Source organism: Streptomyces sp. CLV115 (assembly GCF_038448545.1).
Classification (GTDB): domain Bacteria; phylum Actinomycetota; class Actinomycetes; order Streptomycetales; family Streptomycetaceae; genus Streptomyces; species Streptomyces sanglieri.
In genome coordinates this window covers 1-14807 of sequence record NZ_JBCEWQ010000122.1, presented here as the reverse complement: position 1 = coordinate 14807, position 14807 = coordinate 1, and the positions used below count along the sequence as shown (strand labels likewise).

The following is a 14807-nucleotide window of genomic DNA, read 5'->3' as shown; positions in this document are numbered from 1 at the left end:
CAGTTTGTCAGGCGGGTACGACATCCACGGCCGCCGGGGCGCACTGCGCCGCGTGCATCGGCATCTCGGTCAGTCCCGGGTAGTAGATGTGCAGGCTGACCGCGGGTTCGAGGGAGTCGTTGACCACTTCGTGCACATAGCCGGGCGCGAAGACCCGCTGCGCGCCGGAGCGCAGGCCCCGGGTGGCGCGCTCGGTGCGCTCGGTCAGCCGGCCTTCCAGGACGGTCAGCACGCCGGAGGACGGGCCGTGGTCGTGGAGCCCGCTGCCCTGGCCGGGCACCCAGCTCAGCAGCCAGACCTCATATCCGGGTCCGGTGCGCAGCCGGTGGTACCAGCGGGTGGTGGTGTCGTACCGGACGAGCGGCCCCCACTGCGCGCGGTCGGCGGCGATGGTGCGGGCGAGCCCGACGAACTCGGAGACGGTGGCGGGGTGCTCGCGGGCGGGCTGGAGGAGGTGCTGGACTTCGAGGATGTCGCCGGCGATCTGGAGGTCGCTGTTGCTGTTCATGGATGAGGTGGTTCCTCGGCATGGGAGGTGCGTGTGCGGGGTGTCACGGAGACCGGAGAGCCTCGGCCGCGCGGAGGAAAAAAGCAGGGCGGAAAACCTGCGGGAAACGCTGCGGAGAGGTCCTGCGAGAGGAGCTGGATCAGAGCCGGCGCCCTGGGGGCATCAACAGCTGTGACAGCTGGAACAGCAACAGCGGGCCTGGACAGCGGTGCGGAACCCACGGACGTGGGTGGCGTACATCGCGGCAGTCGCTGGCATGCGTTTAAGGAGACCGGCTCGATCCTCCGCTGTCAACCCGGTGCCCGTTTTGGTGGCAATGTTTCACCTCATCCGGTCAGCGAGGGTGAAGAAAGGTTTATGCAGCCGCCGCGCCGGAGATGTGGCGCATCAATCGCGCCCTCAAACGCCGTTGGAGCGTCGTGACCCGAATGTGATCTTGGTCGCTTCAGTGATCGAATCGAAACATCGGGGCGATCCCGGTCGTCTCACTCGGTGAGAAACGGGGGCAAGGTGAGACCCGAGGCATATGTCAGGTTTTTGGTGATTTGCACACTTTCCGCATACGCTTGGTTCCGCAGGGTGAATACCGGGGCCGATAGCAGATCCTCGCTTGACTGGCCTGGAGCTACACACTTGTAATTTCACTCGTGTCGTTCGGCCGCAATCAGTAACGGCCGCATCACGGGACGCAAGAGACAGACGAGGGGCGCACATGACCGAGCTGTTCCAGCAACTGCTGGTCGAGGACGCGGACGAGGAACTCGGCTGGCAGGAGCGCGCACTGTGCGCCCAGACCGATCCCGAGTCCTTCTTCCCCGAGAAGGGCGGATCCACCCGCGAGGCCAAGAAGGTCTGTCTCGCCTGTGAGGTCCGGTCCGAATGCCTTGAATATGCCCTTTCCAACGACGAGCGCTTCGGCATCTGGGGCGGCCTCTCGGAGCGTGAACGGCGCCGGCTGAAGAAGGCCGCCATCTGAAGCGGCCCGCCGTCCGAAGTGGTCCGCCGTTCGAAGCGGGCCGCAGTCCGGAGCAGACCGCAGTCCGAAGCGGGCCGTCCGAGGCGGGCCGTCCGAATGAGGGCCACCGCCCCGCCGCGGAACACCGCGACCGCGGAACGCCTCCCCGCAGCAACATCCGGAACATCCCGAGCATCCGGAGATCCCGGAACCCCCGGACCGTCCGGCCCTCCTGACAACCGAACAACCGGACCACGACCGACCACGAGCGACCACGGCCCGCCGCCTGCACCCGGCCCGCAGACGACGGGCCGTCGCCGTGCCCGCCGCGGCTCCACCCCCGCCCGGCCACCGCCCCGTTCGAGCGCTCGGCGCCATCGCGGTTATCCGTACCGTTAGTGTGGGGCCCCGTCCGAGACGCGCCAACGCCCCGACGGGGCGCGCGCGTACACCGATGCAGCCCCCGGGGTGACGCCCCCCGGACCCGGCCGGAGGGCCCGTACCTCGATGTCCGTGCACAGCCAATCGGCGGCGCCGTACGCGGCCGCCGCCACCCCAGAGTTCCCCCGGCACGTCGTCACCGCCGTGCTCGTCACCCATGACGGCGCACGCTGGCTGCCCGACGCGCTCGCCGGGCTGCTCGGGCAGGAACGCCCCGTACAGAACATGGTCGCCGCCGACACCGGCAGCGCCGACGACTCCGCGCGACTGGTCACCGAGGCGCTCGGCGCCGAACGGGTCCTGCACCTCGCGCGCCGTACGAGCTTCGGCACCGCAGTCGACGAGGCGACCCGCACGGCCGGCGTCCTCACCCCCGAGGAGCTGCCGTACCTGAAGCGCCCCAGCAGCTGGGACCCCGTCAGCAGGAGCTGGCGCGACGACGCCTACGACCTGCCCGAACTGCCGCACGGCGAACCGGTGCAGTGGCTCTGGCTGCTCCACGACGACTGCGCACCCGAACCCGACGCGCTCGCCGAACTGCTGCGCGTCGTCGACGCCGACCCGCACGCCGCCATCGTCGGCCCCAAGCTCCGCGGCTGGTACGACCGCAAGCAGCTGCTCGAAGTCGGCGTCTCCATCGCCAACAGCGGACGCCGCTGGACCGGACTCGACCGGCGCGAACAGGACCAGGGCCAGCACGACCAGGTCCGTACCGTGCTCTCCGTCTCCACCGCCGGCATGCTGATCCGCCGTGACGTCTGGGAGGAGCTCGGCGGGTTCGACCGCAGGCTCCCCCTGATGCGTGACGACGTCGACCTGTGCTGGCGAGCGCACACCGCGGGACACCGGGTCCTCGTCGCCCCCGACGCCGTTCTCAGGCACGCCGAGGCATCCGCCCGCGAGCGCCGCCCCATCGACTGCGCGGGGCGCTCCGCCCGCCCGTCGCCCGACCGCCACCCCTCATCGACGCGCTTCGCGCGACGCGGCGCTTCCCCGCACCGCGTCGACAAGGCCGGCGCCGTCTACACGATGCTGGTCAACGCCCGCGCCAAGGCGCTGCCCTGGGTGATGCTCCGGCTGGTCGTCGGCACCCTGCTGCGCACCCTCGCCTATCTCGTCGGCAAGGTGCCCGGCCAGGCACTCGACGAGGTCGCCGGATTCTTCGGCACCCTGCTGCGGCCCGGCCGGATCCTCTCGGCCCGGCGCAGCCGCGGCAAGGGCGTGGTGGACCAGACCGAACTGCGCGGACTCTTCCCGCCGCCCGGCGCCACCGTCCGCGCCACCGTGGACCAGGTCGCCGGGAACTTCGGCAGCTCCGACGCCGACTCCGGCGGCTCCCGGCACGGTGCCGTGGAGTCCGGCCCCGGCGGCGACGACGCCGACTTCCTGGAGATCGAGCAGTTCGCACGGCTCAAGCGGATCGGCCGCAAGCCGGGCCCGGTGCTCTTCGCCGTGCTGCTCCTCGTCTCGCTCGTCGCCTGCCGCGGCCTCCTCGGCGGCGGGGCGCTGGCCGGCGGCGCGCTGCTGCCCGCACCCGCCGACGTCTCCGACCTGTGGAGCAAGTACGCGGACGGCTGGCACACGGTCGGCACCGGCGGCACGCAGATGGCGCCGCCCTACCTCGCCGTGCTCTCGGCACTGTCCGCGCTCTTCCTCGGCTCGACCGGCTTCGCGCTCACGCTCCTGCTGGTCTGCTCGGTCCCGCTCGCCGGACTCACCGCCTACTTCGTCTCCCGGCCGCTGCTGGAATCGAGGCTGCTGCGGGCCTGGGCGAGCGTCGCGTACGCCTTCCTCCCCGCCGCGACCGGCGCCCTGGCCACCGGCCGCCTCGGCACCGCCGTACTGGCCGTGCTGCTCCCGCTGATCGCCCGCGCCGCGGTCTCCGCGCACGGCATGCGCGCCGCCGGTGACGCCCGCGGCAGCTGGCGCGCCACCTGGGCGTACACCCTGCTCCTCACCTTCGCGATGGCGTTCACCCCGATCGTGTGGCCGCTCGCCGTGGTCCTCGGCATCGGCGTGCTGGCCCTGCGCCGCGACGACATCGCCGCGTACGGGCTCCGCTTCCTCGCCGCGATCGGCACCCCGCTGCTCGTCCTCGCGCCCTGGTCGCTCTCGCTCCTCACCAGCCCGTCCGGCTTCCTGAAGGAGGCGGGCCTGGACATGGGTACGGGCACGGCCTCCGCGCTGGACCTGCTCGGCATCAGCCCCGGCGGCGCCAAGGCCGCGGGCGGGGTGCTGCTGCTCGGCATCGTGCTGGCCGCGCTGGCCGCGCTGCTGCGCGGGGAACGGCAGTTCGCGGTACGCACCGCGTGGGCGGTCGCGCTCGTGGCACTGTTCTTCGCCGCGCTCGCCAACGGCTCTGGCTGGGCCGGTCCGGCCACCCTCGTCTACGGCATCGCGCTGATCGCCGCCGCGCTGGTGGGCGCGGACGGTGCCCGGATCCGCGTCGCCGAGCTCAGCTTCGGCTGGCGGCAGCCGGTCGCCGCGCTGATCGCACTCGCCGCGGGCCTCGCCCCGGCGCTGGCCGCCGTGAGCTGGATGATCGGTGGCGCGGCGGGCCCGCTGGAGCGCCGGGACCCGGTGCAGGTGCCCGCGTTCGTGGCGGAGGAGAGCACCACCCGCGACCAGCCCCGCACCCTGGTCCTCGGCGGCACCTCGCCGGCCGCCGTCTCGTACAGCCTGGTACGCGGCTCCGGCGCGCGGCTCGGCGACGCCGAACTGACCGAGGCGGGCGGCAGCAACAGCCACCTCGACAAGGTCGTCGCCAACCTGGTCGCGGGCTCCGGAGCCGACCAGGGCAGTCAGCTCAGCGGCTTCGCGATCCGTTACGTACTGGTCCGCGACGGCGCCCCGAAGCAGATGAGCCGGGTCCTCGACGCGACCCCGGGGCTCAGCCGGCTGAGCCAGCTCGACGGCAGCGCGCTGTGGCGGGTCGACCGCCAGGTCGCCCGGGTCATGATCATGCCGTCCGGCACCGACGGGGAACCGCTGCCCGTCGGTTCCCTCCCGGTCGAGGCGCACACCGAGGTCCCGGCGGGCGGCTCCGGCCGCGTGCTGCGGATCGCGGACGCCGCCGACCCCGGCTGGCAGGCCACGCTCGACGGCCGGCCGCTGACCCGCAAGACCGTCGACGGCTGGGCCCAGGGCTTCGAACTCCCCGCCGAGGGCGGCACGCTGGACCTCACGTACGACACCCCGTTCACCCACACCGCCTGGATCTGGGCGCAGTCGGCGCTGGCCGTCGTCCTGCTGGTCCTCGCGCTGCCCGGCCGGCGCCGGGAGATCGACGACGACCTTCCCGAGGAGACCGTGCCGGTCCCCGTCGAGCCGGTCGCCGGCGAGGGCCGCCGGGCCCGCAGGCTGCGCGCGGCCGCCCAGGCTGAGGCAGAGGCGGGCGCGGAGGCCGAACAGGCGGAGGAGGCACCGGAGGCGCAGGGGCAGTACATCCCGTCGCAGCAGACGGAGGAGTACGACCCCAGCCGGCAGATCCCGGACCAGCAGATCCCGGACCGGCAGATCCCGGACCGGCAGATCCCGGACCAGCAGACCCCGGATCAGCAGATCCCCGAGCAACAGCCGCACCCGACCGACGACGGCCCGGCCGCCTACGCCCCGCAGACCGACGACGGCCAGTACGCGGCGGTACCGCAGCAGCAGTACGGCGACTGGGACGCGCAGCAGTTCCAGGGCACCGGCTACCAGCAGTATCAGGACGGCCAGTACCAGGACGGCCAGTACGGCGCGCAGCAGAACCACCTCGCCGCCGACCCGTACCAGCAGAACGCCTACGACCCGTACGGCTACGCCCAGCAGCAGTACGACCCCCAGGCCCACGCGCAGGCGCAGGCGCCGTACGACCCCCAGGCCCAGGCCCAGGCCCACGCGCAGGCGCCGTACGACCCCCAGGCCCAGTACGGGCAGCAGGCCCAGTACGACCCGCAGAACCCCGACGAGAACCCTGCCCCGGGCCAGAACCCGTGGCCGACCGGTAACGCATCGCGAGGCGAGTCCGAGTGAAGTCCTCCAGCCTGTCCCTCATCGCGGGCGCCGTCGCCCTTGCCGCAGTCACCGGATTCGCCGCGCTCAACGCGCCCGGTGACACGGCCACGGCGGAGGCGAAGACCGCCGCACGGCTGCCGGTGGAACGGTCCAGCCTGCTCTGCCCTGCCCCGGGCCTCTCGGAACTCGCGGAGACGACCTACACCTCCTTCACCCCGGCGGGTGGTGGCAGCGGCGGCGAGGCCGGTACGGCCGAACTGCAGAAGGCCACCGCCACCACGGCCGACGGCGAGAAGAAGGACGACAAGGACGACAAGGGCAAGAAGAAGGACGACAAGGACGTGAAGAAGGCGGATCCCGGAAAGCCGGTCGTCTCGCTCAAGGAGCCCGGCAAACCGGTCGTCGCCGAGGAGTCCGGCGCCGACACCCCCGCCCTGGTCGGCACCGCCACCGGCCGGCTGGCCCCCGGCTGGACCACCCAGCAGACCACCATGGTCGAGGCCGGCAACGCGCGCGGCCTGCTCGGCGTCAGCTGCACCGGCCCCGACACCGACTTCTGGTTCCCGGCCGCGAGCACATCGAAGTCCCGCGAGGACTACGTACAGCTGACCAACCCGGACGACACCGCGGCCGTCGCCGACATCGAGCTGTACGGACCCGACGGTTCGCTCAAGTCGGACGTCGGCGAGGGCATCACGGTGCCGGCCCGGTCCGGCGTCCCGGTCCTGATCTCCACGCTCACCAGCGAGGTCACCGAGGACGTGACCGTCCACGTCACCACCCGTACCGGCCGCGTCGGCGCGGTCATCAGGACCGCGGACGAGAAGACCGGCAGCGACTGGCTGACCGCCTCCACCACCCCGACGGGCACCCTGGTGCTCCCCGGCATCCCCGCGGACGCCACCTCGGTCCGTCTCGTGGCGTTCGCACCGGGCGACGCCGACGCCGACCTGACGGTGAAACTCATGGGCAAGACCGGCTCGTTCTCGCCGGTCGGACAGGACCAGCTCCACGTCAAGTCCCGGATGACCGCGGGCGTCGACCTGAAGGCCATCACCAAGGGCGAGGCCGGTTCCCTGCTGCTGACCCCGGCCAAGGGCAAGAAGGACACCCCGGTGGTCGCCGCACTGCGCGTGGTCCGCGGCACCGGCGACAAGCAGGAGGTCGGCTACATCCCGGCGACCGGCCCGGTGGGCGCGCGGGCGACCGTGGCCGACAACCGGGACAAGGGCTCGATCCTCTCGCTCGCCGCGCCGGGGGCCACCGCCACGGTGAAGGTCACCGCGTCGGCGGGCAGCGGGGGCGGCGAACAGACCGTCAAGAAGTACACGGTCAAGGGTGGTACGACACTGGCGGTCACCCCGCCCGTGCCGTCCGGGCTCAAGGGCGGCTACGCCCTGACGGTCGAGACGGAGTCGGGCGGCCCGGTCCACGCCTCGCGCATGCTCACCGTCACGCAGGGCGGCATCCAGATGTTCACCGTGCAGACCCTGTCGGACGACAACGGAACGGTCGAGGTGCCCGCAGCCGAACAGGACCTGTCGGTCCTGGACGACTGAGCGGTCCGAGAGGCCACGGAACGGGCGGGACCGGAGCACCGGCCCCGCCCGTACGTCTGCGTCCCGCCGCCGCTACTCCTGCCCGTACCGGGGGTCCACGGACTCCGGAGCGAGCCCGAGCAGCTCCGCGACCTGCTCCACCACGACCTCGTGCACCAGCAGGGCGCGCTCGTCGCGGTTCTTGGTACGGATCTCGACCGGCCGCCGGTAGACCACGATCTGCGCGGGCCGGCCCTTCTCCGCCGGGACCGCCCGCCCCAGCGGAACGGTCTCCTCCTGCGTACCCGGCACATCGAGGACCACGAAGTCGACATCGGTCAGCTGCGGCCAGCGCCGCTCCAGCCGCTCCACCGAGTCCTGCACGAGATCACGGAAGTTCTCCGCCCGGCTGGCCGACAGCGGCACCTGGGGCGGGGCGACGGGCCCCCGCATGCCGCGGCCATGACGGTCACGACGGCGTGGGCGCGGCTCGGACGGGTGCGGCGGTACGGGGCTGTCCATCACTGACGCAGGGTAACCCCCGGCAGGGCGGACGGACCGCCGCTCCCCGACAAGGCATCGGCATGTCCAATCCTGAACAATCCGGCCAGCCGGGGGCACGTTTCAGGCCCCGCTCCTGACCGTTGATCTCCTGCTGTATGACAGCTTTTGTGCCGAGCGGTGACCGGAATCATTGCCGGTACGACCGGGTTTTCTCCGTCCTCCCGCAGGTCAGGCGGAGTGTCCGGAACACGCTCGTACCGGCGGACACAAGGCGACACGGTGGGGTGAGCCGGGGGATAGTCGTCGCAGCCCGCTCAAGAGTGCGGTACCGTCCAACATCGTGAGCCCTGTACGTCGCTGTTCGCGCACCGCGTGCGGCCGCCCTGCCGTCGCGACACTGACGTACGTCTATGCCGACTCGACTGCGGTCCTCGGCCCGCTCGCCACCTACGCCGAGCCCCACTGCTACGACCTCTGTGCCGAGCACAGTGAGCGGCTGACGGCCCCACGCGGCTGGGAGGTCGTACGGCTCTCCGACCCCTCTGCCCCCACCCGTCCCAGCGGTGACGATCTCGAAGCGCTCGCCAACGCCGTACGGGAAGCGGCGCGGCCGCAGGACCGCGGCACGGACGGCCGGGGCAGCGGTCCGCACGCGGCCGACCCGATGGAGGTCGCCCGCCGCGGCCATCTGCGGGTGCTGCGCTCACCGGACTCCTGAGCTCCGCGTACGCCCCCGCCCGACGGCTCGCCCGAGCCGCCGCCGGGTAGTTTGGGCGGTCCGAAGAAATTTCAGGAGGACCGGCCGTGGCTGCTGATCTGTCGCAGATCGTGAAGGCGTACGACGTGCGCGGAGTGGTGCCCGACCAGTGGGACGAATCCCTGGCCGAGCAGTTCGGGGCGGCGTTCGTCGAGGTGACGGACGCGGACGCGATCGTGATCGGCCACGACATGCGGCCCTCCTCACCCGCCCTCTCGGGAGCCTTCGCACGCGGAGCCGCGGCACGCGGCGCGGACGTCACGCTCATCGGCCTCTGCTCCACCGACCAGCTGTACTTCGCCTCGGGCAGCCTGGGCCTGCCCGGTGCGATGTTCACCGCGTCGCACAACCCGGCGCAGTACAACGGCATCAAGCTCTGCCGGGCGGGCGCCGCACCCGTGGGCCAGGACACCGGGCTCCTGGAGATCCGCGCCCTGGTCGAGAAGTGGTCCGGGACCGGCGCTCCGCAGCCGGTCGCCACGCCCGGCACCGTCACCCGGCGCGACACCCTCACCGACTACGCGGCCCACCTGCTGTCCCTGGTCGACGTCGCCTCGATCCGCCCGCTGAAGGTCGTCGTCGACGCGGGCAACGGCATGGGCGGCCACACCGTCCCCACCGTCTTCGCGGACCTGCCCGTCGACCTCGTACCGATGTACTTCGAACTCGACGGCACCTTCCCCAACCACGAGGCCAACCCCCTCGACCCGAAGAACCTCGTCGACCTCCAGGCCCGGGTAGTGGCCGAGGGCGCCGATCTCGGCCTCGCCTTCGACGGCGACGCGGACCGCTGCTTCGTCGTCGACGAGCGGGGCGAGGGCATCTCGCCGTCCGCGATCACCGCCCTGGTCGCCGCCCGGGAACTCGCCCGCAACGGCGGCGAGGGCACCGTCATCCACAACCTGATCACGTCCCTCTCGGTCCCCGAGGTCGTCCGCGAGAACGGCGGCACCCCGGTCCGCACCCGCGTGGGCCACTCCTTCATCAAGGCGGAGATGGCCGAGCACGGCGCGATCTTCGGCGGCGAACACTCCGCGCACTACTACTTCCGCGACTTCTGGAACGCCGACACGGGCATGCTGGCCGCACTTCACGTGCTGGCCGCGCTGGGCGGCGGCCGGGCACCCCTGTCCGAACTGGTCGCCCGGTACGACCGCTACGCCGGCTCCGGCGAGATCAACTCCACCGTCGCCGACCAGAAGGCCCGCACGGCGGCGGTACGAGAATCCTTCGAAACCCGCCCCGGAGTCACGACCGACGACCTGGACGGCCTGACCGTCACGACCCCCGACTGGTGGTTCAACCTCCGGGCCTCCAACACGGAACCCCTGCTGCGCCTGAACGTGGAAGCCCGCGACGCACAGACGATGACGTCCGTACGCGACGAGGTCCTGACCATGATCCGCACACCGGACACATCGAACTAGCCGAACACCACTTCCGGCACCACTTCCGGGCTCGCGCCGGGCGACGGCTGGGCCGGTGGTACTGGCTCTGGGGCTGGGCTTCGGTGGGCTGTGGGTACCGGCTTTGTTTCTGGGCCGGGCTTCGGCCGGGCTGCGCTCTCCGGCCGGGTTGCGGGTACCGGCTCCGCTTCTCTGTCCGGTTCTGTGTCCGGTGGCTCTGCGCACGGCTCGTCCGGCAGCATTCCCGGCCCGCGTGGCGTTCGAGGACCGGGCGGGGGCGGGAGGCACCCGGGTTCGTCCTCACCCCAGCCCGCTCAGTGGCAGTTCCGGAGGCGTCTCAGTTCCCTGGCTCCGCTCCCAGTCGTCGTCCAGGCACCGGCTGCCCGTCGCCCGTTCCAGCCCCTCCGGCGCTTGAGGAGCGGGGTCCGGGGCAGCGCCCCGGTTACGGGAAGGGGCGGGTAGGGGAACAGCCCGCCGCAGGCGCCCCCGCACCCACCCGCGCTCAACCCCACCACCCCCACGCCCACCGCCCCACCACCCCCGCCCTCACCACCGGGCCCCCCGGGCCCACCCCGCTGCCCGGCGGTAGGCTGACGTCGCCTGATCCGTAGCTTGAAGGGACCCACCCCATGCCGCTCGAAGCCGGCCTCCTGGAGATCCTCGCCTGCCCGGCCTGTCACTCCCCGCTCGAAGACCGGTCGGCGGCCGACACCCCCGAACTGGTCTGCACGGGCAAGGACTGCGCCCTGGCCTATCCGGTACGGGACGGCATCCCCGTCCTCCTCGTCGACGAGGCCCGCCGCCCCGCGTAGCGGCGCACGCGCAACGCCCGCCGCCCCGCTCAACGGCGCACGGCGCAAACGCCACCACCCCGCACCCCGCACGGTGATCGGAGGACCGTCCCCATGCTCGACGAGTCGCTGCTCGACGCCCCGGAAGCCCTGGCCCGAGCCGACCGCCGCGGCCTGCTCCGCGGCGCCGCCGAGGCCGGGGCCCGGGTCCGTACTGCCGCCCGGCACGCCGCCGAGGCCGGCATCGCCGAACTGAGCCCGGAGGGCCGCCCCCGCGCCGTACTGGTCGCCGGCTCCGGCACCGCCGCATCCGGCGTCGCCGACCTGATCACCGCCCTGGCCGGGGCCTCCGCACCGGTCACCCGCATCCACCCCACCGGGGTCGCCCCCGCCGCGGGCGCGATGCGCTGGACCCTGCCCGGCTGGGCCGGCTCCGTCGACCTGCTGCTGATCGTCACGGCCGACGGCTCCGAGCCGGGCCTCGCCCTCCTCGCCGAGCAGGCGTACCGCCGAGGCTGCAGCGTCGTCGCCGTCACGCCCCACCAGTCACCACTGCGCGAGGCGATCGACGGGGCGCACGGACTCGTCGTACCGATGGCCTCCGCCCCACACGGCGAGTACGACGCCGAGACATCGGCCGCAGGACCCGGCACGCTCTGGGCCCTGTTCACCCCGCTGCTCGCCCTGCTCGACCGGGTCGGCCTGCTCACCGCCTCCGCCGAGGCACTCCAGAGCGTCGCCGACCGCCTGGACCGCACCGCGGAACGCTGCGGTCCGGCCATCGCCACGTACAGCAACCCGGCCAAGACCCTCGCGGCCGAACTCGCCGACAGCCTGCCCCTGATCTGGACCGAGGGCGAAGCCGCCGCCCCCGTCGGCCGCAGATTCGCCGCCGTCCTGGCCGAACTCTCCGGCCGCCCGGCCCTCGCCGCCGAACTCCCCGAAGCACTCCCCGCCCACGGCACGCTGCTGGCGGGCACCTTCGCCGCCGGGGCCGACCCCGACGACTTCTTCCGCGACCGGGTCGACGAGCCGGAGCCGTTGCACGCCCGCGTCGTACTGCTCCGCGACCGACCCACCGGCGGCCTGAGCGCGGCCCCCGCAGCCCGCGAACTGGCGCTCGGCCACGACACGGCGATCAGCGAACTCGAACCGGACGAGGGCACCGAGCTCGAAGCCCTCGCCGAACTGCTCGCGGTCACCGACTTCGCCGCCGTCTACCTGGCCCTGGCGTCCGCAACCGGCGCCTGACCAGAGACCCCGCCACCAGAGACCCCGCCACCAGAAGCCCCGCCACCAGAAGCCCTGCCACCAGAGCCCGGAGCCAGAACACCGCCCCACGGCCGGCCGCGCCCCACGGCCCCACACCAGAGCACCGCACCGCACCGCACCAGAGCACCGCACCCCCGATCCACGCATCTCACAAGGACGAACACCATGGACCGGCTCTCCAACACCGTGCGCCCTTACGCCTGGGGCTCCACCACCGCCATCCCCGAACTGCTCGGCATTGCCCCCACCGGCGAACCCCAGGCCGAGATGTGGATGGGCGCCCACCCCGGCGCCCCCTCGCTCCTCACCCGCATAACCAGCTCCACCCCCAGCACAAACACCGGCCCGGCCCACACCCCCGGCGACCACACCCCCGAACAACCCCTCACCGACGTGATCGCCGCCGACCCCGAGCGCGAACTGGGCAGGGCCACCGTCGAGAAGTTCGGCCCCCGCCTGCCCTTCCTCCTCAAACTGCTCGCCGCCGGCGCCCCGCTCTCCCTCCAGGTCCACCCCGACCTCGCACAGGCCGAGCGGGGCTACGCGGACGAGAAGCGCCGGTCCGTCCCGATCGACGCGCCCCACCGCACGTACAAGGACGCCAACCACAAGCCCGAGCTGATCTGCGCGCTCACCCCCTTCGCCGGCCTGTGCGGTTTCCGCCGGCCCACCGAGGCGGCCGAGGCGATGGCGGCGCTCGGCGTCGACTCCCTCAAGCCGTACGTCGACCTGCTCGGCGCCCACCCCGAAGAGGCCGCCCTGCGCGAGGTCCTCACCGCGATCCTCGGCGCCGACCCCGCGGAGATGGCAGAAACGGTGAACCTGGCCGCGGCCGCCGCCGAACGCCTGGGCGGCGCCCACGCCCCGTACGCCCGGATCGCCCACCACTTCCCCGGCGACCGCGGCGTCATCGCGGCGATGCTGCTGAACTACGTGGAACTCCAGCCCGGCGAGGCCCTGTTCCTCGGCGCCGGAGTCCCGCACGCCTACCTCGACGGCCTCGGCGTGGAGATCATGGCCAACTCGGACAACGTGCTGCGCTGCGGACTCACGCCCAAGCACATCGACGTACCCGAACTCCTCCGCATCGTCCGCTTCGAGGCGACCGATCCCGGCGTCCTGCGCCCCGAGGCATCGCCGACCGGCGAGGAACTGTACGAGACGCCCGTGGACGAGTTCCGGCTCTCCCGCTTCGACCTCTCACCCGGCGCCGCCCCCGTCGACCTGACCAGGGACGCCCCGCAGATCCTGCTCTGCACCGGGGGAGCCCCGAAGGCCGGCGACCTCGACCTCGCCCCCGGCGCCTCCGTGTTCGTACCATCCGGCGAAAAGGCCGAAGTGTCCGGTACGGGCACCCTGTTCCGCGCCACAGTGGTGGTCTGACGTACCGTCCGCACCAACGACTGCAACAATGTCCGGCCGTACCGCGGCGCCAGGGCCGCAGCACCGAAGAAGGGACACCAGGCACCCATGAGTGCGTCAGGCGGAACCAAGGCGATCGTGGCGGCACTCGGCGCCAACCTCGCGATCGCAGTGGCCAAATTCGTGGCGTTCCTGTTCAGTGGCTCGTCGTCGATGCTCGCGGAGAGCGTCCACTCGATCGCCGACTCGGGCAACCAGGGCCTGCTGCTGCTCGGCGGCAAGAAGGCCCAGCGCGAGGCCACCCCCCAGCACCCCTTCGGCTACGGCCGCGAGCGCTACATCTACGCGTTCCTCGTCTCCATCGTCCTCTTCTCGGTCGGTGGCATGTTCGCGGTGTACGAGGGCTACGAGAAGATCAAGCACCCGCACGAGATCGAGGCCTGGTACTGGCCGGTCGGTGTGCTGGTCTTCGCGATCATCGCCGAGGGCTTCTCCTTCCGCACGGCGATCAAGGAGTCCAACCAGACCCGCGGTTCGCTGTCCTGGAGGGAGTTCGTCCGCCGGGCGAAGGCCCCCGAGCTCCCCGTCGTCCTGCTGGAGGACCTTGGCGCGCTGATCGGTCTGGTGCTCGCCCTCGGGGGTGTCGGGCTGGCCCTCGGGACCGGCAACGGCGTCTGGGACGGCATCGGAACCCTCTGCATCGGCACCCTGCTGATCATCATCGCGATCGTGCTCGCGGCCGAGACGAAGTCCCTCCTGCTCGGTGAGGCCGCCGGAACCGACCAGGTCGAGCAGATCAAGGCCGCCGTCGTCGACGGCGACACGGTCACCGGCGTCATCCACATGCGTACGCTCCACCTCGGCCCGGAAGAACTGCTCGTCGCCGCCAAGATCGCGGTGCAGCACGACGACACCGCCACCGAGGTCGCCAACGCCATCAACGCCGCCGAGAGCCGGATCCGCGAGGCGGTCCCGATCGCCCGGGTCATCTACCTGGAACCGGACATCTACAGCGAGGCGGCCGCCGCAGCGGGCACCAACCCCGGCAAGACCCCGGGCGGTGCCCCGGGCAGGACACCGGGCGGTTCCCCCGACGACACCCACGAGGGCCCCGGGGACGAAACCCCGGACACCTTGAAGGAACCCGGCCACTGACCCCGGCGGCCGGCACCACCCGGCCGCCTCCCCGCTCCACCACCTCATCCCGGCTCCACCCGGTCACCTCCCCTCACCCACCTTCCGCCTGCCCATACGCCCTCCGGCCCGATCTGAGC

The 14807-nt window shown here is 72.2% G+C and carries 11 protein-coding genes; 9 read left to right on the top strand and 2 right to left on the bottom strand.

Annotated features, from left to right (window positions below; genetic code table 11):
• Positions 1–7: 7 nt before the first annotated feature.
• Complete coding sequence (locus AADR41_RS30985) at positions 8–508, bottom strand: cysteine dioxygenase (RefSeq protein ID WP_342284875.1); 501 nt, start codon at positions 506–508, stop codon at positions 8–10.
• Between the two features lie 712 nt (positions 509–1220).
• On the opposite strand from AADR41_RS30985, the gene AADR41_RS30980 reads away from it, so the two are divergent.
• The 3 genes from AADR41_RS30980 (at position 1221) to AADR41_RS30970 (ending at position 7462) form a co-directional block, all read left to right on the top strand.
• Positions 1221–1484: a WhiB family transcriptional regulator gene (locus AADR41_RS30980; RefSeq protein WP_003968728.1), complete on the top strand. Its 264-nt coding sequence runs from the start codon at positions 1221–1223 to the stop codon at positions 1482–1484.
• Positions 1485–1970: 486 nt separating this feature from the next.
• Complete coding sequence (locus AADR41_RS30975) at positions 1971–5921, top strand: glycosyltransferase (protein ID WP_342284874.1); 3951 nt, start codon at positions 1971–1973, stop codon at positions 5919–5921.
• A complete protein-coding gene (locus AADR41_RS30970; RefSeq protein ID WP_342284873.1) occupies positions 5918–7462 on the top strand; it encodes a DUF5719 family protein in 1545 nt (514 codons plus the stop codon). Before AADR41_RS30975 ends, AADR41_RS30970 begins: the two co-directional genes overlap by 4 nt.
• Before the next feature lie 72 nt (positions 7463–7534).
• Here AADR41_RS30970 and AADR41_RS30965 read toward each other — a convergent pair whose 3' ends face one another.
• Entirely contained in the window at positions 7535–7963 is a 429-nt protein-coding gene (locus AADR41_RS30965) for a metallopeptidase family protein (protein WP_342284872.1), read from the bottom strand.
• A 322-nt stretch (positions 7964–8285) separates the two neighbouring features.
• Here AADR41_RS30965 and AADR41_RS30960 point away from each other — a divergent pair, with 322 nt between their 5' ends.
• The 6 genes from AADR41_RS30960 to AADR41_RS30935 all read left to right on the top strand — a co-directional run bounded on the left by AADR41_RS30960 (position 8286) and on the right by AADR41_RS30935 (position 14688).
• The gene (locus AADR41_RS30960; RefSeq protein ID WP_206433804.1) at positions 8286–8663 is read left to right on the top strand and encodes a DUF3499 domain-containing protein; all 378 of its coding nucleotides are present in this window, start codon (positions 8286–8288) and stop codon (positions 8661–8663) included.
• An 86-nt stretch (positions 8664–8749) separates the two neighbouring features.
• Positions 8750–10129: a phosphomannomutase/phosphoglucomutase gene (locus AADR41_RS30955; RefSeq protein WP_342284868.1), complete on the top strand. Its 1380-nt coding sequence runs from the start codon at positions 8750–8752 to the stop codon at positions 10127–10129.
• Positions 10130–10737: 608 nt separating this feature from the next.
• A complete protein-coding gene (locus AADR41_RS30950) occupies positions 10738–10920 on the top strand; it encodes a Trm112 family protein (protein ID WP_342284866.1) in 183 nt (60 codons plus the stop codon).
• Between the two features lie 93 nt (positions 10921–11013).
• The gene (locus AADR41_RS30945; RefSeq protein WP_342284865.1) at positions 11014–12150 is read left to right on the top strand and encodes an SIS domain-containing protein; all 1137 of its coding nucleotides are present in this window, start codon (positions 11014–11016) and stop codon (positions 12148–12150) included.
• A 186-nt stretch (positions 12151–12336) separates the two neighbouring features.
• The gene (manA, locus tag AADR41_RS30940) at positions 12337–13554 is read left to right on the top strand and encodes a mannose-6-phosphate isomerase, class I (protein ID WP_342284864.1); all 1218 of its coding nucleotides are present in this window, start codon (positions 12337–12339) and stop codon (positions 13552–13554) included.
• A gap of 87 nt (positions 13555–13641) precedes the next feature.
• Positions 13642–14688, top strand: coding sequence for a cation diffusion facilitator family transporter (locus tag AADR41_RS30935; RefSeq protein WP_342284863.1), 1047 nt, complete (start codon positions 13642–13644; stop codon positions 14686–14688).
• Positions 14689–14807: the final 119 nt, after the last annotated feature.

Bases quoted from the DNA above. Each gene is read 5' to 3' on its own strand.
- AADR41_RS30985 (WP_342284875.1), bottom strand. From the start codon at position 508: ATGAACAGCAACAGCGACCTCCAGATCGCCGGCGACATCCTCGAAGTC.
- AADR41_RS30980 (WP_003968728.1), top strand. From the start codon at position 1,221: ATGACCGAGCTGTTCCAGCAACTGCTGGTCGAGGACGCGGACGAGGAA.
- AADR41_RS30975 (WP_342284874.1), top strand. From the start codon at position 1,971: ATGTCCGTGCACAGCCAATCGGCGGCGCCGTACGCGGCCGCCGCCACC.
- AADR41_RS30965 (WP_342284872.1), bottom strand. From the start codon at position 7,963: ATGGACAGCCCCGTACCGCCGCACCCGTCCGAGCCGCGCCCACGCCGT.
- AADR41_RS30950 (WP_342284866.1), top strand. From the start codon at position 10,738: ATGCCGCTCGAAGCCGGCCTCCTGGAGATCCTCGCCTGCCCGGCCTGT.
- AADR41_RS30945 (WP_342284865.1), top strand. From the start codon at position 11,014: ATGCTCGACGAGTCGCTGCTCGACGCCCCGGAAGCCCTGGCCCGAGCC.
- manA (WP_342284864.1), top strand. From the start codon at position 12,337: ATGGACCGGCTCTCCAACACCGTGCGCCCTTACGCCTGGGGCTCCACC.
- AADR41_RS30935 (WP_342284863.1), top strand. From the start codon at position 13,642: ATGAGTGCGTCAGGCGGAACCAAGGCGATCGTGGCGGCACTCGGCGCC.